The 23,862-nt window shown below is 64.5% G+C and carries 20 protein-coding genes; 18 read left to right on the top strand and 2 right to left on the bottom strand.

From position 1 onward, the window contains the following. Positions 1-240 precede the first annotated feature (240 nt). The 6 genes from ACIQTZ_RS14305 to ACIQTZ_RS14280 all read left to right on the top strand — a co-directional run bounded on the left by ACIQTZ_RS14305 (position 241) and on the right by ACIQTZ_RS14280 (position 5,495). Positions 241-837 carry an RNA polymerase sigma factor gene (locus ACIQTZ_RS14305; protein WP_402981801.1) on the top strand — a complete coding sequence of 199 codons (597 nt, stop codon included), beginning with the start codon at positions 241-243 and terminating at the stop codon, positions 835-837. Then, the gene (locus ACIQTZ_RS14300) at positions 834-1,574 is read left to right on the top strand and encodes a hypothetical protein (RefSeq protein ID WP_402981799.1); all 741 of its coding nucleotides are present in this window, start codon (positions 834-836) and stop codon (positions 1,572-1,574) included. The genes ACIQTZ_RS14305 and ACIQTZ_RS14300 overlap by 4 nt, the downstream gene beginning before the upstream one ends. 186 nt (positions 1,575-1,760) lie before the next feature. Next, on the top strand, positions 1,761-2,183 hold the full coding sequence (locus ACIQTZ_RS14295) for a hypothetical protein (protein ID WP_402946646.1): 423 nt from the start codon (positions 1,761-1,763) through the stop codon (positions 2,181-2,183). A gap of 10 nt (positions 2,184-2,193) precedes the next feature. Further along, positions 2,194-2,670, top strand: coding sequence for a hypothetical protein (locus tag ACIQTZ_RS14290; protein WP_402981797.1), 477 nt, complete (start codon positions 2,194-2,196; stop codon positions 2,668-2,670). A gap of 223 nt (positions 2,671-2,893) precedes the next feature. Beyond that, positions 2,894-3,847, top strand: a complete 954-nt coding sequence (locus ACIQTZ_RS14285) for a DUF808 domain-containing protein (protein WP_402981795.1) — start codon at positions 2,894-2,896, stop codon at positions 3,845-3,847. A gap of 58 nt (positions 3,848-3,905) precedes the next feature. Then, positions 3,906-5,495 (top strand): molybdopterin-dependent oxidoreductase, encoded by a 1,590-nt coding sequence (locus ACIQTZ_RS14280; RefSeq protein ID WP_402981793.1) that lies wholly within the window; start codon positions 3,906-3,908, stop codon positions 5,493-5,495. Here the strand turns inward: ACIQTZ_RS14280 and ACIQTZ_RS14275 are convergent. Further along, positions 5,381-7,246: a 2-isopropylmalate synthase gene (locus ACIQTZ_RS14275; RefSeq protein ID WP_402981791.1), complete on the bottom strand. Its 1,866-nt coding sequence runs from the start codon at positions 7,244-7,246 to the stop codon at positions 5,381-5,383. The two genes, ACIQTZ_RS14280 and ACIQTZ_RS14275, sit on opposite strands and share 115 nt — an antisense overlap. Positions 7,247-7,419: 173 nt before the next feature. Here ACIQTZ_RS14275 and ACIQTZ_RS14270 point away from each other — a divergent pair, with 173 nt between their 5' ends. Beyond that, entirely contained in the window at positions 7,420-8,088 is a 669-nt protein-coding gene (locus tag ACIQTZ_RS14270; RefSeq protein WP_402981789.1) for a FadR/GntR family transcriptional regulator, read from the top strand. Between the two features lie 173 nt (positions 8,089-8,261). Further along, the gene (locus ACIQTZ_RS14265) at positions 8,262-8,693 is read left to right on the top strand and encodes a ChaB family protein (RefSeq protein WP_402981787.1); all 432 of its coding nucleotides are present in this window, start codon (positions 8,262-8,264) and stop codon (positions 8,691-8,693) included. Between the two features lie 47 nt (positions 8,694-8,740). Here ACIQTZ_RS14265 and ACIQTZ_RS14260 read toward each other — a convergent pair whose 3' ends face one another. Beyond that, complete coding sequence (locus ACIQTZ_RS14260; RefSeq protein ID WP_402981785.1) at positions 8,741-9,403, bottom strand: TetR/AcrR family transcriptional regulator; 663 nt, start codon at positions 9,401-9,403, stop codon at positions 8,741-8,743. Between the two features lie 149 nt (positions 9,404-9,552). Between ACIQTZ_RS14260 and ACIQTZ_RS14255 the strand changes: the two genes are divergently transcribed. The 10 genes from ACIQTZ_RS14255 (at position 9,553) to ACIQTZ_RS14210 (ending at position 23,802) form a co-directional block, all read left to right on the top strand. After that, positions 9,553-9,780 (top strand): hypothetical protein, encoded by a 228-nt coding sequence (locus ACIQTZ_RS14255; protein ID WP_402981783.1) that lies wholly within the window; start codon positions 9,553-9,555, stop codon positions 9,778-9,780. A 26-nt stretch (positions 9,781-9,806) separates the two neighbouring features. After that, a complete protein-coding gene (locus ACIQTZ_RS14250; protein ID WP_402981781.1) occupies positions 9,807-11,603 on the top strand; it encodes a sigma-54-dependent Fis family transcriptional regulator in 1,797 nt (598 codons plus the stop codon). A 316-nt stretch (positions 11,604-11,919) separates the two neighbouring features. Then, entirely contained in the window at positions 11,920-12,867 is a 948-nt protein-coding gene (locus tag ACIQTZ_RS14245) for a C-terminal binding protein (RefSeq protein WP_402981779.1), read from the top strand. A 54-nt stretch (positions 12,868-12,921) separates the two neighbouring features. Continuing rightward, positions 12,922-14,217: an aspartate aminotransferase family protein gene (locus tag ACIQTZ_RS14240; protein ID WP_402981777.1), complete on the top strand. Its 1,296-nt coding sequence runs from the start codon at positions 12,922-12,924 to the stop codon at positions 14,215-14,217. 2 nt (positions 14,218-14,219) lie between these two features. After that, positions 14,220-15,119 (top strand): fumarylacetoacetate hydrolase family protein, encoded by a 900-nt coding sequence (locus tag ACIQTZ_RS14235; protein WP_402981775.1) that lies wholly within the window; start codon positions 14,220-14,222, stop codon positions 15,117-15,119. Positions 15,120-15,152: 33 nt separating this feature from the next. Beyond that, entirely contained in the window at positions 15,153-17,243 is a 2,091-nt protein-coding gene (locus ACIQTZ_RS14230) for a hydantoinase/oxoprolinase family protein (protein WP_402981773.1), read from the top strand. A gap of 2 nt (positions 17,244-17,245) precedes the next feature. Then, positions 17,246-19,006: a hydantoinase B/oxoprolinase family protein gene (locus tag ACIQTZ_RS14225; protein WP_402981771.1), complete on the top strand. Its 1,761-nt coding sequence runs from the start codon at positions 17,246-17,248 to the stop codon at positions 19,004-19,006. A 79-nt stretch (positions 19,007-19,085) separates the two neighbouring features. Beyond that, a complete protein-coding gene (locus ACIQTZ_RS14220) occupies positions 19,086-20,219 on the top strand; it encodes a Gfo/Idh/MocA family protein (RefSeq protein WP_402981769.1) in 1,134 nt (377 codons plus the stop codon). A gap of 187 nt (positions 20,220-20,406) precedes the next feature. After that, the gene (gene iolD / locus ACIQTZ_RS14215) at positions 20,407-22,368 is read left to right on the top strand and encodes a 3D-(3,5/4)-trihydroxycyclohexane-1,2-dione acylhydrolase (decyclizing) (RefSeq protein WP_402981767.1); all 1,962 of its coding nucleotides are present in this window, start codon (positions 20,407-20,409) and stop codon (positions 22,366-22,368) included. 78 nt (positions 22,369-22,446) lie between these two features. After that, on the top strand, positions 22,447-23,802 hold the full coding sequence (locus ACIQTZ_RS14210; protein WP_402981765.1) for an aldehyde dehydrogenase family protein: 1,356 nt from the start codon (positions 22,447-22,449) through the stop codon (positions 23,800-23,802). Positions 23,803-23,862 lie beyond the last annotated feature (60 nt).

The following is a 23,862-nucleotide window of genomic DNA, read 5'->3' as shown; positions in this document are numbered from 1 at the left end:
CTGGCTGACAAGAAATACTCTGACGGCCCCACCTCAAGACAGAACGCTGCAAACCCACAGCACCGCGTCAGGAAAACCTCAAGACTTCCTCAAGCCCCATCAGTCACAGTCGCCACACAACGCACAGGTATCCGGGCGTCGCAAGACCCGCGACTGGTACAACGTTCGTGGTGCAGAAGAGTTTCGAGAAAAATTTCTTCCGATCTGTAACTATCCGGGGTGTCCCGGACAATACAGGGCATGGAGGACGTTCAGCCGGGGGATGGCATCCTTTGGGCGGAGAGCCTGAAGGGTGACGCGGAGGCGTTCGGTCTGTTGTATGACCGGCACCGTGACCGCGTCTTTCGTCATGCCTATCGCCTGGCGGGCGGGTCTCAGGACGCCGAGGACACGACGGCGTCCGCTTTCCTCGAGTTGTGGCGGCGCCGGGAGAGCGTGAAACTCGTTGACGGCTCGATCCTGCCGTGGTTGTTGGTGACCACGACGAACACGGCGAGGAACCTTCAGCGGGCCAAGGCCCGCCATCGAAGGCTGCTGGCCGCGATTCCCCGCCGCAGTGAAGCCGACGCACATCTGGACCCGGCGCATTCGAGCCTCGCCTCTTCCATGAATGAGGAAGTCGCCCAGGCGTTGGCGGTCTTGAAGCCACTGGACCTGAAGCTGGTCAGTCTTGTCGTCTTCGAAGAATTGCCGCTGCCGGCGGCAGCTGAGGCGCTTGGTCTTTCCCATGGGGCGGCCAGGGTCCGGATGCACCGTGCCCGCCAGAAGCTGAAGGCTGCCCTGCCGGGCTCTCTTCACACTGCTTATGCATCAGCACTGAAAGGAGATCCGTCATGAACGATGTGCGCATTGATCCGCAGTTCGACCGGGCGCTCCGGGAAGTACTCCTTGAACAGGTTCGCAACAGCTCCCAACAGAAACCCCGCAAACGCTGGGCTCTGTTGCTCGCCGGCGCCTTGGCCGGAGCAGGAATGCTCGGTGGTGTGGGCGCGGCCGCCGCTGGATTCTTCAGCCTGCCTGGCGTGCCCGCCACCACGGTCCTGGCGTCCCCTTCGACCGCTGTTTACAGTGGCACGGCAACGGCTGATTTGGGACCGGCGCCCGAAGGAGCGACGGGTATTGAGGTGGAACTGACCTGCCTCACCGCCGGTACATTCATTTTCCCTGATGGCGCCAACGTTTCCTGCACGGCAGCCGACCTGGGAACGCACGGCGCCTGGTCCAAGTACGTGGTATCGGTCGACCCGTCCACGCGCGGGGTGACCATCACCACCGATCCGGGAAACAAGTGGCAGATCACCGGGACCTACATCTCCCAGGTGCCCACGGAGTGGAAGGTCAACGCGAAGGGCGAGACCTACGGCGTTGAGGTGCCAGGGCGTGGAGCACCTGACCTGATCGCCGTCATCGCCACCAACGGAGCCGCCGGGTACGCCTACACGAACCAGATGAAAGGGACCGATCCGGCAAGCCCGGAGGAAGCAGCCAAGAACCTGCCCAAACCCCAACGGGAAATCCCCGTGTACCTCAGCGATGGCACCACCCAGGTAGGTGTATTCATGGCCCCCGGATGATACGGACGAGCAATGTGTAACATTCAGAAAATTACCCGTCCTGGATATTTAGTGATAGCCAATCAACAGTCTTGACTATAGGCTGGCGTCGTCATTTTTAGTATCTATCAGGCGGGGGAAATGAATAACTCCAAGAGGGTTGGCAATCGTCGCTTTTCTGCGCAATTATGCAAGCGCATAGCGATAATGATCGCGACTTTTGTTGCCGCATTTTCTGTGATGTTCGGAGCCCAGGCGGCCTTCGCCTACGGTGCCGTGAACGGCTCCATGGCCCAGTACTACGTGGCAGGTCACTGGTACGACACGTATCCCACGGTCTACACGCAGCCCGCCTCATATGCGTTGGCCAGTACCCGGAGTTCCTTCACCGGTGGGGGTACGTATGCTGGGTGGGCTGGAGCCAGGGGGCGTCTTTTTACCTCGGATAACTATCTGAGCTGCGAAGGCGTGAATTCCTACAACCCCTCGCAGGGGAGCCTGGCTGAATCCTATTCGTGCTACAGGTACCAGCCCTATAACTGGTACAGCTGGGGCGTAGCCCGGGGCTGGAACGGCTCCGGCTACAACGATTTCTACACATCCGCGACCATTCTTCAAGGAAATTACTAAAGGGGGGATCATGAAATTCCAAACAATGTCCACCCGGGCCTTCGTCGTGGCCGTGGGTTTATGCGCAGTGCTCGGGCTGGGGGCCGGTGCTTCCATGGCGGCCGCCGCGGCAGGCGGTTTGGTCCCCTCCAGTGCGGCATCCCCGACGAAGCCCGCACCGGAGTATTCGAAGAACGCCGCGGGCAACACCTACGGTTCCGTCGTTGATTCCGTCTCGCCGGAAACGGAGCCGGACCTCATCGCCGCTGTCACGGCGGACGGCACGAAAGGCTACGTGTCCAAAGCCGAACTCGACATCGCCAACGGCACATCAGCTTCACGACATTTCAGGACTCCCGAGGACGCCATCACATGGATGGAAACCGAGGGACGCGCTGACCGGTCAATCCCCGTCTACGAAGCAGACGGGACCACGGTGATTGGCGAGTTCACCGTGGTGGGCCTCGATACACAGAGGGCCACCCGGGAACTCATCAACTCCCGTTGACCGGAAAGCCATTGGGGGGGTGGCGGGTGTGGGCCTTCTCCACACCCGCCATTTATCTATTGAGGCACGTGTCCGTGCCAGCCGGGCACCTGAACAACCCACCAGCGAACGGCATCTGCCTGCTCCCGACCAGGAGACCGTAGACTTTCAGCATGCCAATCGTGCTCCCCGCCCCGGACAATCACGCCTGCCTGCACCTACCCGTGCGGGATGGAGGTGAACTGTGAGCGGAGGCCTCGTAGCGCTGTTGGATGATGTCGCTGCCCTTGCTCGACTGGCGGCAGCGTCTGTCGATGATGTGGCGGCCGGTGCCGCGAAAGCGGGTGCCAAGGCTGCCGGCGTCGTCATCGATGACGCCGCGGTGACCCCGCAGTATGTGTCCGGAGCGGACCCGTCCCGGGAACTGCCCATGATCCGGAAGATCTTTTGGGGGTCGCTGAGGAACAAGCTGCTGGTCATCCTGCCGGCGCTGCTGTTGGTGAGCACTTTTGTCCCAGGGATCATTCCGGTGATCCTCCTGCTGGGTGGCACCTACCTTTGTTATGAGGGTGCCGAGAAGGTCTGGCACAAGCTTCGGGGACACTCCGAGGAGGGTCACGGCCCGGCCGTGGACCGAGGACCCGAAGCGGAAGCCAAGGTCACGCGAGGCGCAATCACCACCGACTTCATCCTCTCCTGCGAGATCATGGTCATCGCGTTGAATGAAGTAGCCAGCGAGTCCTTGTGGGTCCGGGCGTTCATCCTGGTTGTCGTCGCCATCATTATCACCGCGGCTGTGTACGGGGCCGTGGCACTCATCGTCAAGATGGACGATATAGGGCTTCACCTGACCACCAAAGACTCTCCGGCAACGCAGAGGACCGGGCGACTGCTGGTCGCCGCCATGCCGAAAGTGCTCTCCGTGATCACCGTCGTCGGGACGATCGCGATGCTCTGGGTAGGTGGCCATATCCTGCTGCAGGCCGCCCACGACCTTGGCTGGCACCTGCCTTATGACCTTGTCCATGCGCTGGAATCACCCATTGCGGGAATCCCGGCCGTGGGCGGCGCGCTGGCGTGGTTGGTCAATACGCTGTGCTCGGCCGTACTCGGCATCATTTGGGGTTCGGCCGTCATGGTTGTAGTCCAAGCGGTGTCGCGCGTGCTGCCGTCCGGAAAGAAGAAAGCAGCGCACTAAGGACGGGCTTGAGCCAAGTCTGACCGATCCCTCCACCGGGTGGCTCCGAATCATCTACATGATGAAGCACAGCCGCAGTACCAAGGGCACCAAGGTCATGGCAGCGTTGGCTGGGGTGGTCTCGGCAGCCGTCGTACTCGCCGTCGCGGAGTTGGCGGGCGCGTTCTTCACCGCCAGGGCAACGCCCTTTTTTGCCCTGGGATCTACGTTCATTGATTTCACGCCGCCATGGTTGAAGGACTTCGCGATCGCGACGTTCGGTACGAACGACAAGGCTGCCCTCTTCGTCGGGATGGGCTTGACCATCGCGGTCCTTGCCTGCGTGCTCGGCGTCGTCGCTTACCGGAAGTGGGCTCTCGGCGTCCTGGGCGTGCTGCTCATGGGTGCGGTGATTGTCGCTTGTGTCCTGACCCGGGCCGGCGTGCGACCCCTGGACGCCATCCCGTCGGTGGTGGGAACAGTGGCCGGGCTGGTGGTGCTGCGCCTGCTTCTCCGGCCGTTGTGGCGGTTGAAGGCCTGGCCGGAGGTCCCTGCGGACATGGCAGCCGACGCCGACGGGACGGATGAGCCGGCCGTCACCAGCCGCCGTCGTTTCTTTGCCGCCGCCGGAATGGCTGCCGTCGCGGCTGGTATCGCCGCCACCGGTGGCCGGTTGCTGAGTGCGGCCCGGAACAACATCGCCCAGGCCCGGGACGCACTCAAGCTTCCGGCCCCTCGCAGGGCTGCGGCCGCGGTACCCGCGGATGTGCAGTCCCCGGTGAAGGGCGTCTATCCGTGGCTGACGCCAAACAAGGATTTCTACCGGATCGACACGGCGTTGAGTGTTCCCGAGGTCAACATCGAAGACTGGAAACTACGGGTCCATGGAATGGTCGAAGAAGAAATCACGCTGACTTTCCAGGATCTGCTCGACGCCGATCTGATCGAATCGCATGTCACCCTCACCTGTGTCTCCAACCCTGTGGGCGGAAAACTGGTAGGCAACGCGAAGTGGCTGGGTATGCCCCTGCGAGATGTCTTGGCCAAAGCCCGGCCAAAAGACGGCGCTGACATGGTCCTCTCCCGCTCCATCGACGGTTTCAGCGCCTCCACTCCCTTGGACGTCCTCCAGGAGGATGACCGGGACGCCATGTTGGCCATCGGCATGAATGGCGAACCCTTGCCGGTAGAGCACGGCTATCCGGTACGCATGGTGGTTCCCGGACTGTACGGTTTTGTCTCGGCTACCAAGTGGGTGGTTGACCTGGAGGTGACGCGCTTCGCGGACAGCAAGGCGTACTGGACCGAGCGGGGCTGGTCCGAGCGTGGACCCATCAAGACCATGGCAAGGGTAGACGTCCCGGCATCCTTCGCGAAGCTACCGGCAGGAAAGGTCGCTGTTGGCGGTTCCGCCTGGGCCCAGACCCGAGGGATCACCAAGGTCGAAGTACAGATCGACGACGGCGACTGGGTAGAAGCGACGCTGTCCGCCGAAGCGTCCACCATCACCTGGCGGCAATGGTCCTACGAGTGGGACGCCACCCCAGGCATCCATTACGTCAAGGCCCGCGCGACGGACGGCACCGGCGAGGTGCAGACCGACAAACGCGCCGATCCCGTACCCGACGGAGCCTCCGGCTGGCCTTCAGTCATGGTCACCGTCGAGTAGCTGCCGGCGGCGTTTATTACTGCTGCCATGCTCGCCGCCAACACTGATCCTGCGCGGCCGGCCGCCCATGAGACGTCTCCGTCGAGGCGGTATTCGATGATCGTGAGCGCTTCGCTGTCGTTGCCATGTCCGAGGCTCGTCTGGTGCAGGTTGAGGATTTCGATGTGGATGTCCTCCGCCGCCAGCGCCGCAGTCAGGGCTTCGACGGGGCCAACTCCAGTGTGGGTGCTTGTGTGCTCATCACCTCGGATACGGAGGCTGAGGCGGGTGGTGCCCTCGCCGGCGGTCTCGGAGGTGTCGTAGCCGCAGAGCTCGACGGCGGAGGTGCTGAGGTAGCTGCGCTGGAAGATCTCCCAGATTTCGGGGGCGGTCATCTCGGCGCCGGAATCGTCGGTGTGCTGCTGGACGAGTCGGGCGAAGTCGATTTGCAGGCGCCTGGGCAGTTCAATCCCGTATTCGGTTTCGAGCAGGTAGGCGATGCCGCCTTTGCCGGACTGGGAGTTCACGCGGATCACGGCGTCGTAACTGCGGCCAAGATCGGCCGGGTCGATTGGCAGGTAGGGAACCTGCCATGCGATGTCCGATTCAGCCCGCCCTTCGGCCTTGGCTCGTGCACGGTGTTCGGCGAAGCCCTTTTTGATGGCGTCCTGGTGGGTACCGCTGAACGCCGTGTGCACCAGGTCGCCGACGTATGGATGCCTGGGGTGCACGTCGATTCGGTTGCAGTATTCCACCGTGCGACGGATCTCGTCGATGTCTGAGAAGTCGATCATGGGGTCGATGCCTTGTGCGTGCATGTTCAAAGCCAATGTAGCGATGTCAACATTGCCGGTGCGTTCTCCGTTTCCGAAGATGCAGCCTTCGACGCGCTGGGCGCCGGCAAGCACTGCCAGCTCTGCGCACGCGATCCCCGTGCCGCGGTCGTTGTGGGGGTGCACGGAAAGGATGACGCTGTCGCGCCGGGCGAGGTTCTTGTGCATGTACTCGATCTGGTCCGCATACACGTTGGGTGTCGCGATCTCGACCGTTGCAGGCAGGTTGAGGATCACGGGACGCTCCGGTCGGGCGTCCCAAAGCTCGGTCATCGCGTTGCAGACATCCAGCACGTAGTGGGGCTCGGTGAGGTTGAAGACCTCGGGTGAGAACTCAAACCTGACATTCGGCATATCGCCGGCGGCTTCGAGGAGGTCCCGGCCACCGCTGAGGATGAGTTCTTTCAAGTCAGCGGGGTTGTATCCGAGCACCATGTTCCGCCAGGCCGGTGCGGTCGCGGTGTACATATGGATAACGACGTCGTTGCGGATGCCCCTGATCGATTCAACGGTTCGTTTGATGAGGTCGCGCCGGGCAGGCGTGAAGACCACGATGGTGACATCCTCCGGGGCGATGTCCGTGTCAGCAATCAGGCGCACGAAGTCATAATCGGTCTGGGAAGCTGAGGGGTAGCCGACCTCGATTTCCTTGTAACCCATCGCGACCATCAGCTCGAAGAAGCGGCGCTTGCGTGCAGGGTTCATCGGCTCCGCAAGGGCCTGGTTGCCATCCCGCAGATCAACCGGAACCCACAGCGGTGCGGCCGTCAATCGTTTAGTCGGCCAGTCACGTTCGGTGAGCGGCACGTCGACCCGCGAATACACATCGGAGTAGCGGTGGGAAGGCATCTGGGAGTGACGCTGCCGGTTCCACGTTGGGGAAGAACCGGGCATGGTGCCTGCGGGAGTAGAGATGCGGGGGAAAGCTGAAGCTGTCATCGGTCGGTTTCCTTCGTGTTCAAGTCAAGGGACCGGCGCATGCTTCAGCTCCACGGAGGGGAGCCGGTCTTGGTCAGGCCCCGCCGTGGCAGCGAAGAAGAAGGAACTCGATGGAGAACATGGGTAGACTGTAACACAACACCTCAGACAAGCTGAGTAGTAAGGAAACTTTTATGGCGCAGGTCAAGCGCGTGTCGCTGGCAGATCAGGCCGCAGAAATCCTCCTTGAACGGGTGAAATCGGGGGAGTGGAAGCTCGGCGAGAGGCTGCCCGGAGAAACGACCCTCGCCCCGCAACTCGGCGTCGGGCGTTCCACGGTCCGCGAGGCCATCCGTCAACTGGCGGGGCGTGGCGTGCTCGACTCACGGCAGGGCGCGGGCGTTTTCGTCACCGCGCTGGATGTCTCGGACGAGTGGGATGAGGTGCTTCGCCGTGCCGATATCGTCGCAGTGGTGGAAGCCCGCATTGCCATCGAGACGGAAGCTGCAGCACTGGCAGCAGAACGCCGTACCCCGGCCGATCTATCCGCGATCCGTCGCGCCCTTGCCCTCCGTGATCAGCAACGCGATGACCCGGTGCAGCTTGTTGATGCGGACACCGCCTTTCACCGCGCGATCGTCGCAGCTGCCCACAACCCGATCCTCACCGAATTGTTCGACGGGTTCACTCCGCGGCTCCGGCGCGCGATGATTGAACTGCTCCACATCAGAAAGAATCACGCTGACGACGCAGACCACAAGGTGCACGCAGACCTGTTGCAAGCAATAACCGAGCGCAACGCCCCTGATGCAGTTCACGAGAGCCGGGCCCACTTGCTGAAAATCAAGGCCGCGCTCACCTGACGGTCTCGCGCGAACGCGCCTTCCGTTGCCTACGGTGCCAAACGCCGGACTTGGCGAAACGCGCGAACGCACCTGCCGCCGTCGTGGTCTTTCCTACCGCAGGACCGGAGGCTCGTGCGCATCGGAGGGCGCGCCTAGACTGGCGGACATACCGATCCAAGGAGGGGAGTCCGATGCCAAAGACCAGTAAGGCCGGGCACGCGCTCAAGGGCGAGTTGCCGTCGACGATCCGTCGCTCGGACCAGAAGGCCCAAGACACGTTCGCGAAGACGTACGACGCTGCGATGGAAACTTACGACGGCGACCAGCGCCGGGCGGCGCAGACGGCCTTCTCGTCGTTGAAGCACAGCTATGAGAAGGTGGGGGACCACTGGGAACCGAAGGAGGACCGCGGCCCCTCGGATGCCCGGGCGGCGGGCGGACCTGACACCCCGGCGCCGACGGCCGGTGGAGTGGATGCGAACGCAAGCAAGGCGCATCTGTACCAGCGGGCCAAGGAGTTGGACATCAAAGGCCGCTCCACCATGGACAAAGAGCAACTGGTTCAAGCACTGCAGAAGGCCAACGAACGGGCCACCCGGAAGGCGCGGGAAGAAGAAAGCTAGGGTCACGCGGCGGTGGCCCGCCGACGCCTACGGTGGCCCGCCGACGCCTACTTACTTGCGCGCTGGAAATCCACTGCCAGGATCGCCCGTGAAAGAGTGACGGCGCGGTCCGCCAACACGTCCAGTTCGGCGTCGTCGCAATCGGCTGGAGCCCACCGCGTGGCGCCCTCGAGCAGGGTCATGACCACCCGGACGTGTTCCTCGGCGTCGGGGCAGCCCATGTCCCGCGCCGCCGCAATGTACATCTCCTCGTGCAGGGTGACCCAGTCATCAACCTGGGCTCGCAGGTCCTTGGGCAGGACTCCCGCCATCCTGTCCGTGGCAACCAGGAGATCCCACAGATTGCTCTCCGGGAGCCTTACCTGCCTGGTGAAGTGGAGTTTGACCATGGCATCCCAGAACTCCTCCGCATTATCCGCCGGAGCAACGGCTTCGAGCAGGGCGACGCCGAACCGGTGGAAGTGCCAGCGCAGTGATTCGGCAACGATCTCGTCCCGGCCGTCCGGGAAGTGCGAGTAGAGGCTCGGCGGCTTGATGTTGACGGCGTTGGCGATGGTCCGCATGGAAACGGAATTGAATCCGTTGGCTATGGCGAGCTCCAGGAACGCTTCAAGGATGTTCTGCCGGCCCGCCCTTTGGCCCGTCCAGTTCCATTCCTTCAGTTGCGATTCGAAGGCGCGGGAGGCGGATTCGTAGGACCTGTCGCTCATAATGGGCCATCCTAACAGTCGTTAGCTTTTGTCCGCTCGAAGCCAGGAAAACTCTTCCCTAACGTCTGTTAGTTAGGTACGCTGGAAATGGCATCAGGCAGTACCGCTGCCGGTGCATCTCAAAGCGTTTGAGCGGGAAGAGAAAAGCAATGGTCACCGAAAATACGAGCCTGGGGGCCACTCGGAACAGCAACGTCATCCTCGGAAGCGGTCTTTCCGGAATGGTTGCCGCGTACATCGGCGCACGGGCGCTGGAAGACAACGCCGCGCAGGATGAGGCTTGGCAGGCGCAACTCGCGTTCCATCCCAAGCCCTCCCGGCGGCTGCGCCACAGAAAGACCACATCGGGCGGACCTGGCCCGGCACTGGCATCCTGAACCGCCAACCCAGAGAGAACCCACCCATGTCTGCAGAAGTACTGTCACCGTGGCCCTCCGAGACCCCACGCGAAACCAACAGGGTCCGTGAGCTCTTCCTGATGCAACCCCATGCCGACCTCAGCGGTATCCGTCCCATGGTGGCCCGCTCGTGGTACCGAAGCCGTGCCGCGGGCGTCGATGCCTTCGCCGACCGCGGGTTCTACGACGAAGGGCGGGTAGACGAGTACACGATCGCTGCGGCCGGCCCGCACCTGCAGAAACTGGATGAAGTCGCTGCCGATCTGGGCGGCTACGTCAACATCACCGCCCCGAACGGGGTGCTGGTCAAGGCCAACTTCCTGCGCGATGACGGGTTCCCCGCCGGGTACTCCCTGCTTGAGGAGAGCTGCGGAAGCAACGGCGAAGGCCTGGCTTTGGAAGAGGGGCGCGGCGTCTGGCTGGCCCCGGAAGAACACTTCCGTGAGGACATGCGCGGCAACTGGTGCTTTGCTTCCTTGGTCCGGGACCCGTTCCATAACCGCGTGCGGGCCGTGATCGGGCTGACGCTCCCGGCAAACCGGGTCAGCACTCTGGAACCATCGTCCACCCTGCTCATGTTGGAGGGCGTTGCCTCCCGGATTGAGCGGGACATTGAGGTCCGTACGTCATCCAAGGAGCGGGCACTCCTCAGCGAGTACCTCAGGATTTCGCGCAGGCGGGGCAACCGGGCAGTGATCGCGGTCGACGGCAAGAACTCGCTCCAGAACGCCTCGGCGACGGCGACGCTGGTGGACAGTGATTTCTCGATCGTCTCCGGCTACGCCAAGGCTGTGATGTCCTCCGGTCGCGAGATGAACTGTGAAGTCATGCTCCAAGGGCCAGGCTTGTCCACGTTGGAGATTTCCCCTGTGACGCTGTCCGCGGCGAACGTCGGGGCCATCGTCGTGGTCCGGCCCCATGCCCCGGCCAAGGACCGCGCCGTCACCCCCTCAAGCGCGCCACTCCAGTTGGCCTCTGCTCCGCAAGGGACCGCGGAACGGCTGCTGAAGCACGTTGACGGCACCAGCACGGAGTTCAAACGCACCCTCAACCTGGCCCGGAAAGCCGTGGACCAGGACAGGTCCGTGGTGATGATCGGTGAGCTCGGCAGCGGGAAGCTGCGGCTCGCCGGTGCCATCGCGTCCTTGCGCGGCGGGCAGATGGTGGTGGATGCCCGCAACGGAGACCTTAGGAACGCCAGCTTCAGGGATGTCCTGCACCGGGCGGCCACCGAGCTTCCCGCGACGCTGATTGTTGAACACGCCGATGAGCTCTCCCAGAACGAAGCCAGCGAGCTTGCCCGCAACCTCCGCGGCAACGCCACCACCAAGCTGATCTTTACCGTCACCCGCCCCACGGACGCCACCCTCCTGCTTTCGGAGGCCTTCGATGTCCTCGAGGTCTCCGTGGCGCCCTTGCGCAACAGGCGCGAGGACATCCCCCAACTGGCCAACGCCATCGCTGGAGAACTGGGGGAGCGGCGCTTGTCCCGGAGGCTCATCACTACCCTGACCCATGCCGACTGGCCCCGGAACATCGACCAGTTGCGCGCGGTGGTCTCCAACGCCGTCGAACGTGCCGAAGGTGCCGAAGTGACAGTCGACGACCTTCCCCAGGGATTCCATCGTGTCCTGACGAAGGGCCGGCTGTCCCGTCTGGAAGACGCCGAACTCAGCGAACTGCGAACTGCCCTCCAGGAAGCAAAGGGCAACCGCAGCCTGGCCGCGGAAACCCTGCAGATCGGGCGCTCTACCCTGTACCGGCGCATGGATTACTTCCGCAGCCGCGGCTTCGACCTCTGATTCCACGCGTCACGCAGCAGCCGGGCTCCTAAGGGGCCGGCTGCTGCGCGCTGCCCAAAAACGAAAGCCCGACGGCGGGTGGCCGCCTGTGTTGCCCGGCGAACCTCGGGCGGAGGAAGGCCCGACGGCGGGTGGCCGCTTTGCGCGCCCGGCGGCCCGGCCCCAGCCGCTGGGACAGTGTCCCACCGAGGTGTCTCGATCTGGCACGGATGGCCTCACCGATATCGCGTTGTACTGGAAATCACCCGACACCGGCACCCGTCCAAGGAGTGTCCGGCAGCGACCGAGGGTACCAACACGAACAGGACGACTGACTATGACCCGCGATGCCCAGGGAACCATTCTTGTGGCCCCTCACCATTTCCCGGACCTGGACCGTGAGCACGCGCTCGCGGAGGAGTTCGGTTACACACTCAACCCCGCGGCAGACACTGACGCCTTCCGCGACGGGCTGGCCGAAGCCGACATTGTGATGATCACGCCCTACGCCAAGCTCACTGCGGCGGACTTCCCGCTGATGGCCAAGTGCCGTGCAGTGATCAGGTACGGAATCGGCTACGACAACATCGACGTTGCCGCGGCCACCGAAGCGGGCATCCCGGTCTCGATCGTTCCCGGCACGGCGTCGGAGGAAGTTGCCTCCCACGCCTTCGCGATGGGCCTGGCGCTGGCCCGCCGCCTGCCCGCCGGCAACGCAGCGATCGACAACCTCGGCTGGGCCGGAACCATCGGCTACGACACCCCTGTCCTTTCCGAACTGGAGGTCGGCGTCCTGGGCATGGGACGCATCGGCCAGCACGTGGCCCGCATGTACTCGGCCGTGGGCGCCCGGGTCCGCGCCTACGATCCCTTCGTCACGGACAGCTTCGTGGAGATGGCCGGCCTGGAAGACATCCTGGAGAATTCCGACGTCGTTTCCCTCCACCTGCCGCTGAACGACGAGACGGCGAACCTCATCTCCACCGGCGTCCTCGCCACGATGCGCAAGGGCACCGTGATCGTCAACGTGTCCCGCGGCGGGCTTATCGATGAGGCCGCGCTCGCCGAGGCCTTGGTCTCCGGACACATCGCTGGCGCCGGCATCGACACCTTCGCGCAGGAGCCGCTCGCTGCTGAGCACCCCCTGCGCACGGCGCCGAACGCCATCCTCACACCGCACATTGCCTGGCGTTCCAACCGGTCGACGGGCGCACTGCAGGACGGCGCAGTGGAACGGGTCCGCCTTGCGCTCACCGACCAGCCACTCATCGACCTCGTCAACTGAAAAGACGCGTGAACTGAAACGACTTGTGACCTGAAAAGACTGGAGAACCCCGACTTGGCTACCACCAACCATCTTGAAGACCTCGCTGCGTTGCAGAACCCCGTGGAGGATCCGCACCTGCGCCGTGGGCCGCGTGGCTTCCCGCTGCTGCCCGGCGGTTACGGCCGGTCCACGTACTACACCGGCGCTCCCAGCCCCTACGCCATCAAGGGCGAGGGCTACCGGGTGTGGGATGACCGCGGCCGTGAACTGATCGACGCGAACAACAACTTCACTTCCTTGATCCACGGCAACGCCCACCCGGAAATCACCGAGGCCGCCACCAAGGCCCTCACCACCGGGGCGAGCTGGGGCATCCCGAACCTTTGCGAATGGGAACTTGCCGAACTCCTGCTCGGCCGCCTTCCCGAACTGGACCAGGTCCGCTTCGCGAATTCCGGCACCGAGGCCGTCATGTCCGCGATCCGCATCGCCCGGGCCAGCACCGGCCGTGAACGCGTCATTGTCACCAAGGGCGGCTACCACGGAACGTCCGAGGTTGCCCTGGTTCCCGGCGGACCGTCCTACCAGCGCGGCGTGACCCGCGGCGTGATCGACGACGTCACCGCGGTGCCGCTGAACGACGTCGACTTCCTGCGCCAGGCGGTTGAAGCCGCTCCGGACGCGTACGCCGCCATCATCCTGGACCTGCTGCCCAACCGTGCCGGCCTCCTCACGATCAATAAGGAGTTCGTCCGGACCGCCCGGGAACTGGCTACCCGCTACGGCATTGTGCTGATCATCGACGAGGTCATCAGCCTCCGTCTTGGCTACAGCGGCTTCAGCGGTGAGTATGGAGTTTCCCCGGACCTGCTGACCACGGGAAAGCTCATCGGCGGCGGTTTCCCCGTTGGTGCTGTTTGCGGCAAGGCCGAGCTCATGGCCGAGGTGGACCCCACCCGTCCGGGCAGCCTGCCGCACGGCGGAACGTTCTCCGGCAACCCGGTGAGCATGGCCGCCGGTTCCGTGGCCCTGCGCCTCTACACCGAAGAAGAAGTCACGCGCCTGAACCAGTTGGGTGACACCGCCCGCGAAACGGTCAACGCCAGGATTGCCGACGCCGGCTGGGAGATCCGCGGCCGCGGCTCGCTCCTCCGCGCGGTTCCTGCCGGTGCGGAGAAAGTGGACGAGCACACCCAGCACAAGTTGTGGTGGGCCTCCTACGAGCGCGGCCTGCTCGGCTCCCCGGCCAACCTGCTGTCCCTGTCCACGCCCATGGACGAAAAGGTGGTGGCCGATATTACCGACCGCCTGGCCGACGCCGTCCTGGCAGTCGCCTCGGATGCTCCCACTACGGAAGGTGCCAAGTAACCATGAAGATCGTTTCCTACGAACACGAATCCGGGATCCGCGGCGGCGTCCTGATTGATGACACCGTCTACGACTTGGAACTGCTCCTTCAAAGCTCCAAAGAGGCAGTGCACGGAGCCACCACGTCCGTCCGGGAATTCCTGGAACTCTACGGCGACCGGCTGGGGGCCATCTCCGCCGAGGTCAGCGCCTTGGCCGGCCAGGATCCGGAAGCCCACGTGGGTGCCCGGGCCGATGTCCGCCTGACCACGCCGGTGCCCGACCCCTCGAAGGTGCTCTGCATCGGCCTGAACTACAAGGACCACGTAGCCGAGACCGGCCGCGCGTTCCCGGAGTACCCGGACGTCTTCGCCAAGTTCGCCTCCACCATGGTGGGACCCGAAGAAGAGATCGGCGGCGCGAAGGTCAGCGAAAACCTCGACTTCGAGGGCGAACTGGCAGTAGTCATCGGGCGCAAGGCCAGCGAAGTCACCGAAGAAGAAGCGCTGAACTACGTTGCCGCGCTTGCCCCGCTCAACGATGTCACTGCCCGCGACCTTCAACACCGCGGCACCCAGTGGCTGGCAGGCAAGGCCGTTGACGGGTCAACGCCGTGGGGCCCGGCCTTGGTCACCCTGGACGAAGTGGGCGATCCCCAGAACCTGGACCTCACCACCCGCGTGAACGGCATCGAAGTGCAGCGTTCCAACACCAGCTACCAGATCTTCCCGATCGCGCGGATCGTCTCCTACCTCTCAAGCTTCCTCACCCTGGAACCCGGCGACGTCATCGCCACAGGAACCCCGCAGGGCATCGGTGCCAAGCGGAACCCGCCTGTCTGGCTGGAACCGGGAGACACGGTGGAAATCGACATCGACAAGGTAGGCCTGCTCCGCAACACCGTGGGCAAGCCCCAGCTCTAACCCCCTGCAAGCTCTACGAAAGTAATGAAGACCATGAGTGATGTACAAACAAAACCAGGCGAGGCCCGGTACCGCATCGCCGTCGACACCGGCGGTACCTTTACCGACGTCGTGGTCGGTTCCAACAGCGGTGACATGGCAGTCGGCAAGGCGCTGACCACCTACGACCGCGTGTTCACCGGCTTCGAAGCCTCGGTTCGCCGCGCGGCCGAGTCCGTTGGCTGGAGCGGCGACGACGTCCTGCGCAACGCTGACGTCATTGTCTACGGCACCACCCACGCCACCAACGCAGTGCTCACCGGCAAGGTCGCCAAAACAGCGCTGCTGACCACGGACGGTTTCGCCGATACCCTGCTGCTCCGCGAAGGTGGCCGCCGCGACGCCTTCGATTCCAAGGCTGCCTACCCGCCGCCCTACGTTCCCCGCCAGCTGACCTTCGAAATTACCGAGCGCATCTCCGCCGAGGGCGACGTCCTGGTGGAGCTGGACGAAGAGCAGGTCCGCGAAGTCCTCGGTTCCTTCAAGGAACAGGGCATCGAAGCCGTTGCCGTTTCCTTCCTTTGGTCCATCATCAACGACGCCCACGAGAAGCGGGTTGCCGAGCTGATCAAGGAAATCCTCCCTGGCGTTCCCTACACGCTCTCCAACGCGGCCAACCCCACCATCCGCGAATACCGCCGCTCCTCGGCAGCCTCGATCGACGCTTCCCTGAAGCCGCTCATGGCCGACCACCTGGGCAAGCTCCGCTCGGACCTCCAGGAATATGGCTTCGCGGGCGACCTCCTGGTAGTGACGTCCGAAGGTGCCGTCCTCGATGTCGCCGATGTCCTGGACCGTCCCGTCCTGCTGCTGAACTCCGGCCCGTCCATGGCACCGCTGGTGGGCGCGGCGGCGGCTCCAGACCACGACACCGTGGTTGTCTGCGACATGGGCGGCACCACCTTCGATGTGTCCCTGGTGGAGAATGGCGTGGTCCGCCACACCCGCGAAGCCTGGCTGGGCGAACCGTTCGTCGGTCACCTCACCGGCCTGTCTTCCGTCGCCGTGTCCAGCATCGGCGCCGGTGGCGGCAGCATCGCATGGATCGACGGCGGTGGCCTCCTTCGCGTGGGACCGCAGAGTGCGCGCAGTACTCCCGGTCCGGCAGCCTACGGCCGCGGCGGCGAAGAACCAACCGTCACCGACGCCTGCGTGGCGCTCGGCTACCTCGACACAGAGGGCTTCGAAGGTGGCTTCACCCTGAACCGCGAGGCCGCCATCAAGGCCATCGACACCCGCATCGCCGGGCCGTTGAAGATGGACACCCTGCAGGCCGCCCAGGCCATCCTGGATGTCTCCGCCAACCACATGGCCACTGCCATCCGCCAGTCTGCCCTCGAACAGGGCGTCGACCCCCGGGGCGCGCTCATTGTTGCCGGCGGTGGCGCAGGCGCCATGGTCGCAGCGATCATCGGCAGGCTCCTGGAAGCCGACACCGTACTCATCCCGGCGACTGCCGGCGTTTTGGCCGCCTACGGCGCCCACCGCGCCCCGATCGCCACCGAGTTCCTCTCCCCGCTGCACAACGACACCCGCAGTTTCGACGCCGGTTCGGCCTCCCGCGCTGTGGAGGACCTGACGGCCAAGGCTGAGCTCTTCGTGAAGCGCTTCGACGGTGTTGGCGAGGCGCCCAAGGTCACCTACTTTGTGGATGCCCGGTACCCGGGCCAGGCCTGGGACCTCCGCGTCTACCTCGACGCCGCCCCGGACACCTCCGGCGACGCGGCAGGCATCATTGAGCGCGCCTTCCACGAAGAGCACGACCGCCGCAACGGCACCCACGATCCGGACAGCCGCGTGGAGATCATCACCTGGGGTGTCCGCGTGGAGATCCCGCGTCCGGAGCACACCAAGTCCGAAAGCGAACTCAGCCGCACCGCGGAAATCCACCGCACGGACAGCATCGTCTTCGGTGGCGAACCCTTCAGCACCCAGCGCTACCGCGGCGTCACGCTCGCTCCGCGCGACAAGATCGTGGGACCGGCCGTCATCGACCAGCCCACCACCACCATCGTCGTACCGCCGGAATGGGACGCCACGCTCGATGAACGATCCAACATCTACCTCACCCGTAAGGAGGCGTAACCGTGACCCGCGAATTCGATCCCGTAAAGCTCTCGGTCCTTGCCAACGCATTCGACGGCATTGTCCGCGAGATGACCAGCGGCCTGCTCCGCTCCGCCCGCTCGTCCGTGATCAACACGGCCCGCGACTTCTCCTGTGCCGTGCTGACCGCGGACAACCAGCTGCTCGCCGCGGCCGAAGGTGTGCCGGTGCACGTCTTCGGTGCCGGCCCGCTGGGCGAGGACATGGTGGAACTGCACAAGGACATCCGCGAAGGCGACGCGTTCCTGCACAACGATCCCTACATGGGTAACTCCCACGCAGCGGACCATGTGATCCTGGTGCCCATCTTCATCCAGGGCCGCCACCTCTTCACCGCCGTGACCAAGGCCCACCAGGCCGACTGCGGCAACTCGCTTCCCACCACGTTCTTCGCCACCGCGCGGGACGTTTACGAGGAAGGCGCGTTGATCTTCCCGTGCGTGCGGATCCAGCGCGACTACACGGACATCGACGACATCATCCGCATGTGCCGGTCCCGCATCCGTGTTCCGGACCAGTGGTACGGCGACTACCTGGCCTCCGTCGGCGCCTCGCGCATCGCCGAGCGCCGCATCCACGAACTCGCTGAAAAGTTCGGCGTGGATGACCTGGTGGACTTCGTGGATGCCTGGTTCGACTACTCCGAACGCCTCACCGCCAGCGCGATCGAGAAGCTGCCCGAATACGTCCTCCACGGCACCTCCGCCCACGATCCGTTCCCCGGAACCGGCCCGGAGGGCGTGCAGCTTCAGGCAACCCTCGAGGTGAAGCCCAAGCAGGGCAAGGTGGTGATCGACCTGCGCGACAACCCGGACAACCTCCCCAACGGCCTGAACCTCACCAAGGCAACGGCCACGGGTGCCGCGCTGGCCGGCATCCTCTCCGGCATCCCGGAGAACCTGCCGAGCAACGCCGGAACCTTCCGCCGCGTCGAGGTGCTGTTGCGCGACGGCTGCGCCGTCGGTGTTCCCAAGCACCCGTACTCCTGCTCTTCCGGCACCACGAACCTCGCGGACCGCGTGGTCAACATCGTCCAGGCCGCTTTCTCCCAGATCGACGACGGCTACGGCACCGCCGAGGGCGCGGCCGGCCAGGCACCCGCCAAGTCGGTCATCTCCGGTACGGACGAACGCAACGGCAACCCCTACGTCAACCAGATCCTGGTGGGCGGCGTCGGCGGCCCGGCAACCCCGTACGTTGACGGCTGGCCCACCTACCAGCGCCCCGTGTGCGGCGCCCTGCTGTACCACGACAGCGTGGAAGTGGACGAGCAGCGCTACCCGATCCTGGTCCACGAACGCACCCTGGTGGCCGACTCCGGCGGAGCCGGACGCCAGCGCGGCGGACTCGCCACTCGCGTCACCATGGAGCCCCGCGGCGAGAGCGTCACCCTCACCTACGGCATCGAGGGCAAGATCAACCCGCCGAAGGGTGTCCGCGGCGGCCACGACGGCGCAGAGCCCGCTGCCTGGGTGGAAGACCTCAAGACCGGCGAACGTCGTGAAATTCCCGTGGTGGGCCGCTACGACCTGCAGTCGGGCGAAAAGGTTGTGTCCATCACCCCCGGCGGTGGCGGCTACGGCGACCCGCTGGAACGCGACGTCCTGGCAGTGCTCGACGACTACCGGGAGTCACGGGTGACCCTCGAAGCAGCGGCCGCACATTACGGCGTGGTCATTACCGACGGTGCCATCGACGAGGCAGCCACGGCGAAGACCCGCGAGGAACGCCTGGCCGGCTAAACGACAGCTATCGCACCACGTCCCGGGGCGAGGTATCCTCGCCCCGGGATGTTCCAACCATCATTAGACGGAGATTCACATGGAACCCATTCGAGTCGGCATCATCGGCGTCGGAAACGTCCTCAACCAATACCTGGACAAGATCGGCGTCCACCCTGACGTCGACATCGTGGCGCTCGCGGATGTGAACCCCGAGGCCGTGCGGAAGCGCGCCGCCGAGTACGACGTTCCCAAAGCCCTCACCCCCGACGAGTTGCTGGCGGACCAGGATGTGGAACTCGTCCTCAACCTCACGCCGCCCAAGCTGCATGCCCCGGTGACCCTGCAGGCCATCGCGGCCGGCAAGCACGTCCTCTCCGAGAAGCCGTTCGCCACATCCCTTGAGGAAGCGAAGCAGATCCTGGACGCGGCACGGGAAGCGGGCGTCAAGGTTGGCTCCGCGCCCACCACCTTCCTGGGCTCCGGCATGCAGACCAGCCGCAAGCTCATCGACGACGGCTGGATCGGTGAGCCTGTTGCGGCTTTCGCCTCCTTCGCCTGCCGCGGTTACGAGCACTGGCACCCGAACGTGGACCCCTTCTACAGCCCTGGAGCGGGTCCCATGCTGGACATCGGACCGTACCTCATCACCAACCTGGTGAACTTCTTCGGCCCCGTTTCCCGCGTCTCCGCGACCACGCCGCGTTCGTCCGAGACCCGTCCCCGCCCGGGCAAGGACGGTGAAGTCATCCAGATCCAGACCCCCACGCATGTCACTGGCACCCTCGATTTCGAGTCCGGCGCCACAGCTACGGTGATCGTCAGCTGGGACATCTGGAACCACAACCTGCCGCATCTGGAGATCTATGGCACCGGTGGTTCCCTGGCGGCACCGAACCCGGACCACTTCTCCGGCGCTCCCGTGCTGCGCCGCGGCGAGCCGGGCGACCTCGCGCTGGACATGACGCCGCCCGGCGGTGGCGACTGGCGCGAAACGCCCATCACCCACCGGGACGACGCTTACCGCGGCATCGGCCTGGCCGAATTCGGCTACGCCATCCGCAACGGCGTGGAACCCCGCACGGGCGGCGACTTCGCCTACCACGTCCTGGAAGTCCTCCTCGCTTTCGAGGCATCCTCGGAGCAGGGCAAGCACATCGCGATCGAAAGCACCTGCGAGCGGCCCCGGCCGCTGCCCTCCGTGGGACCGCAGGAGCCTTACCGCTTCGACTAAGACAAGCGAAAACCAACAGCAGCCGACGGCGGTACGCACGTACCGCCGTCGGCTGCTGTTTTTGCGTGTCCGGGCAGGTGTGCCGCGTCCCAAACTGGGACACTACTTTGCCTCTCCCCGGTGAAAACCTGATGTTCGGGCGAATCGGTTTGCAAATGCCGACGCACCTACGAATTTAGGAGAACGCATGACTAGCACAGCCGCTGCTGATATCGGCACCGAGGTCAATATCGCAGCCGATAAAAAGGCCGTCCGCCGCCGCACTGTCGCACAAGCGATCATCGAGTATTTGCAGGTCCAGTACAGCGAACTCGACGGCGAACAACGCCGCCTGATCGCCGGCATGTACGGCATCTTCGGGCACGGCAACTCCGTGGGCCTGGCCCAGGGCATCGACGAGTACGGCGTGGACTTCCCGCACTACCAGGGCAAGAACGAGCAATCCATGGTCCATGCGGCCATCGGCTTCGCCAAGGCCTCCAACCGTGCCGCCACCCTGGCTTGCACGGCCTCCGCCGGCCCGGGATCCACCAACATGGTCTCCGGTGCCGCCACGGCCACTACCAACCGCCTCCCCGTGCTGCTTTTCCCGGCCGACATCATCAACAACCGGTTCGGTGACCCGGTGCTGCAGCAGATCGAGCACCCGGTGGAACGCGACGTGTCCGCCAACGACTGCTTCCGTCCGGTGAGCCGCTACTTCGACCGCATCACGCACCCTGCGCAGTTGCTGTCCACGCTCCCGGAGGCCATGCGCGTCCTCACCGACCCCGTGGAAACCGGCGCCGTGGTGGTTTGCCTGCCGCAGGACATCCAGGGTACGGAGTTCGACTTCCCGGAGTCCTTCTTCACCCCGCGCGTCTGGCATATCCGCCGTCGTCCGGCTGTTGAGGACGAGCTCCGCGACGCCGCAGAAATCATCCGCAACGCCAAGCGCCCGCTGTTGATCGCCGGTGGCGGCGTCCGCTACTCCAAGGCGCAGGAAGAACTGGCACGGTTCAGCTCCGAGTTCGGCATCCCGGTCTCCGAGACCTACGCGGGCAAGGGCAGTGGGCCCCTCACCGACCTCAACCTCGGTGCGCTGGGCGTGACCGGAACCGTGGGCGCCAACGAGATCGCCGATGGTGCCGACTGCGTCATCACCGTGGGCTCGCGCCTGCAGGACTTCATCACTGCCTCGCACTCGCTGTTCCAGAACCCGGACGTGAAATTCGTGAACCTCAACGTGGGCTCGTTCGACGCCCACAAGATGGGCTCGTTCCCGGTGATCGGCGACGCCAAGCTTAACCTGGCCGCCCTGGGGGAGCGGCTCGCCGCCGTCGGATACTCGACGTCGGACGAGTTCCGCAGTGACATCGCGGACGCACGCAAGGCCACGCTGGAAGTGCGCAAGCACGACCTCCAGGATTTCGCCGGCGAACTGATGAGTCAGGCGCAGGTGATCGACGTCCTCAACAAACGCACCACCAGCGACGACGCCCTGATCCTTGGTTCCGGCGGTGTGGTCGAAGGCATCCACAAGGCCTGGGACCCGTCCAACGGCACCGAGATCCACTTCGAGTACGCCAACTCCTGCATGGGCCACGAAATCCCCGCAGGCCTGGGTTACCGGATTGCCCGCGATGACGCGCCCGGCGAGGTGTACGTCCTGATTGGTGACGGCACCTACTTCATGCAACCCACTGAACTGGTCACGGCCGTCCAGGAACGCAAGAAGATCATCACGATCGTCATCGACAACCGCGGCCACCAGTGCATTTGGCCGCTGCAGGTTGCCAAGGGCGGTCCGGGCCGCGAATTCGGCACACAGTACCGGGAACGCAGCAAGGAGTCCGGCCGCTTGGACGGGGCGGTACTCGAGTTCGACATCGCCGCCAACGCGGCCAGCATGGGCTGCGCAGCCTGGTCCACGACGACGGTCGAGGAGTTCTCTGCCGCCCTCGCCGAGGCGCAGGAAGCCGAGGGTCCCGCAGTGATCGTCGCCCGGGTGGAGCCGTGGCGCTACCTGTCCGGCAACGGCGCTTTCTGGGACGTCGGAGCTCCGATGACCTCGGAGCGGCCGGCCACCTTGGAGGGTGCTGCAAAGCACCTCAAGGGCCGTGAGCGCCAGCGCTTCTACGCTGCCACCACCGCACCTGAAACGCGCTAAGCGCACCGGGCGGGACCGCTCCATCCAGCGGTCCCGCCCGTCTCTTTTACGGGATTAATAGACCAAGGAGCATTCATCATGAGCGCATTTGCCGTTACTGATCCGGCCACCGGAACCATCCACGCCGAGTACCCTGCAGCCACCGACGCAGAGGTGGAAGCCGGGCTCAGCGCCGCACAACAGGCCTACCAGGAGTGGTCCCGCACCACCACAGTCGCCGAGCGCGCGGCCATGGCCAAACGCCTCGCGGAGCTGTTCGTTGAGCGCAAGGACAAGCTCGCCGCCATCATCAACCGCGAGATGGGCAAGCCGTTGCAGCAGGCCGCCGGCGAGGCCGAGTTCTCCGGCTCCATCGCTGCCGCCTTCGCCGAGCACGCCGAAGAATGGTTGGCCGATGAGCAACTGGAGGTAGCCGACGGGTTGCGGAGCTTCTTCCGCTACCAGGGCCTCGGCGTGATCCTTGGCATCATGCCGTGGAACTACCCGTACTACCAGGTGGCCCGGTTCGCGATTCCCAACATCATCCTGGGCAACACGGTGATCGTCCGGCACGCCAGCCAGTGCCCGGAGTCGGCGCTGGCGTTGGAGGAACTGTTCCGCGATGCAGGCTTCCCGGAGGGCGCCTACGTCAACCTCTTCGCCACACACCAGCAGATCTCCACCATGATCGCGGACGACCGCGTCCAGGGTGTCTCGCTGACCGGCTCCGAGCAGGTGGGAGCGATCGTGGCTGAGCAGGCCGGACGCGCGCTGAAGAAGTGCGTCCTGGAGCTTGGCGGCGCTGACGTGTTCCTGGTGCTCGATACGGACAATGTGGACCTTGCGGTGAAGAAGGCCGTCATGGGCCGCATGGGCAACACTGGCCAGTCGTGCAACGGTTCCAAGAGGATCGTGGTGCTGGACAAGTACTTCGACGAGTTCTCGGAGAAGTTCAAGGCTGCCATCGCCGGCCAGTCCTACGAGAACGGCGACTTCGGTCCGATGTCCTCGGATTCGGCCACCAGGTTCCTGGCTTCCCAGGTACAAGGCGCGCTGGATCAGGGCGCCGAGATCCTGGTGGGCAACAACGAGCCACAGGGCAATGTGTTCACCCCCACCGTGATCACCAACATCACGCCGGCCATGGACGTCTACAGCGAGGAGCTCTTTGGCCCCGTTGCGCAGCTGTACAAGGTCAGCAGTGACGCCGAAGCGATCAAGCTGGCCAACTCCTCGCCGTACGGCCTGGGTTCGGTAGTGATTTGCGACGACGTTGAGCGCGCCGAGCGCGTCGGTAACCAGCTCGACGTCGGCATGGTGTTCGTGGGTGCCTACGACCTCAGCGGTGCTGACGTGCCGTTCGGTGGCGTCAAGAAGTCCGGGTACGGCCGCGAACTGGGCAAGGTGGGCATGCTGGAATTCGCCAACAAGAAGCTGTTCCGCTTCGCGAAGTAGGTCCTGATACACAAGGAGGCCGGATCACTCTGATCCGGCCTCCTTCTTTGTCCCAGGAAC

The sequence above is a fragment of the Paenarthrobacter sp. NPDC090520 genome (assembly GCF_044769205.1).
GTDB lineage: Bacteria > Actinomycetota > Actinomycetes > Actinomycetales > Micrococcaceae > Arthrobacter.
The sequence above is the reverse complement of the archived record's forward strand: the minus strand, read 5'-3'. Positions and strand labels throughout refer to the sequence as shown.

Excerpts from the sequence above, each read along its gene's own strand:
- ACIQTZ_RS14255 (WP_402981783.1), top strand. The coding sequence starts at position 9,553 with ATGGTCACCGAAAATACGAGCCTGGGGGCCACTCGGAACAGCAACGTC.
- iolD (WP_402981767.1), top strand. The coding sequence starts at position 20,407 with ATGACTAGCACAGCCGCTGCTGATATCGGCACCGAGGTCAATATCGCA.
- ACIQTZ_RS14275 (WP_402981791.1), bottom strand. The coding sequence starts at position 7,246 with ATGACAGCTTCAGCTTTCCCCCGCATCTCTACTCCCGCAGGCACCATG.
- ACIQTZ_RS14290 (WP_402981797.1), top strand. The coding sequence starts at position 2,194 with ATGAAATTCCAAACAATGTCCACCCGGGCCTTCGTCGTGGCCGTGGGT.
- ACIQTZ_RS14280 (WP_402981793.1), top strand. The coding sequence starts at position 3,906 with ATGATGAAGCACAGCCGCAGTACCAAGGGCACCAAGGTCATGGCAGCG.
- ACIQTZ_RS14210 (WP_402981765.1), top strand. The coding sequence starts at position 22,447 with ATGAGCGCATTTGCCGTTACTGATCCGGCCACCGGAACCATCCACGCC.
- ACIQTZ_RS14230 (WP_402981773.1), top strand. The coding sequence starts at position 15,153 with ATGAGTGATGTACAAACAAAACCAGGCGAGGCCCGGTACCGCATCGCC.
- ACIQTZ_RS14300 (WP_402981799.1), top strand. The coding sequence starts at position 834 with ATGAACGATGTGCGCATTGATCCGCAGTTCGACCGGGCGCTCCGGGAA.
- ACIQTZ_RS14235 (WP_402981775.1), top strand. The coding sequence starts at position 14,220 with ATGAAGATCGTTTCCTACGAACACGAATCCGGGATCCGCGGCGGCGTC.
- ACIQTZ_RS14250 (WP_402981781.1), top strand. The coding sequence starts at position 9,807 with ATGTCTGCAGAAGTACTGTCACCGTGGCCCTCCGAGACCCCACGCGAA.
- ACIQTZ_RS14245 (WP_402981779.1), top strand. The coding sequence starts at position 11,920 with ATGACCCGCGATGCCCAGGGAACCATTCTTGTGGCCCCTCACCATTTC.
- ACIQTZ_RS14305 (WP_402981801.1), top strand. The coding sequence starts at position 241 with ATGGAGGACGTTCAGCCGGGGGATGGCATCCTTTGGGCGGAGAGCCTG.
- ACIQTZ_RS14295 (WP_402946646.1), top strand. The coding sequence starts at position 1,761 with ATGATCGCGACTTTTGTTGCCGCATTTTCTGTGATGTTCGGAGCCCAG.
- ACIQTZ_RS14220 (WP_402981769.1), top strand. The coding sequence starts at position 19,086 with ATGGAACCCATTCGAGTCGGCATCATCGGCGTCGGAAACGTCCTCAAC.
- ACIQTZ_RS14260 (WP_402981785.1), bottom strand. The coding sequence starts at position 9,403 with ATGAGCGACAGGTCCTACGAATCCGCCTCCCGCGCCTTCGAATCGCAA.
- ACIQTZ_RS14270 (WP_402981789.1), top strand. The coding sequence starts at position 7,420 with ATGGCGCAGGTCAAGCGCGTGTCGCTGGCAGATCAGGCCGCAGAAATC.
- ACIQTZ_RS14265 (WP_402981787.1), top strand. The coding sequence starts at position 8,262 with ATGCCAAAGACCAGTAAGGCCGGGCACGCGCTCAAGGGCGAGTTGCCG.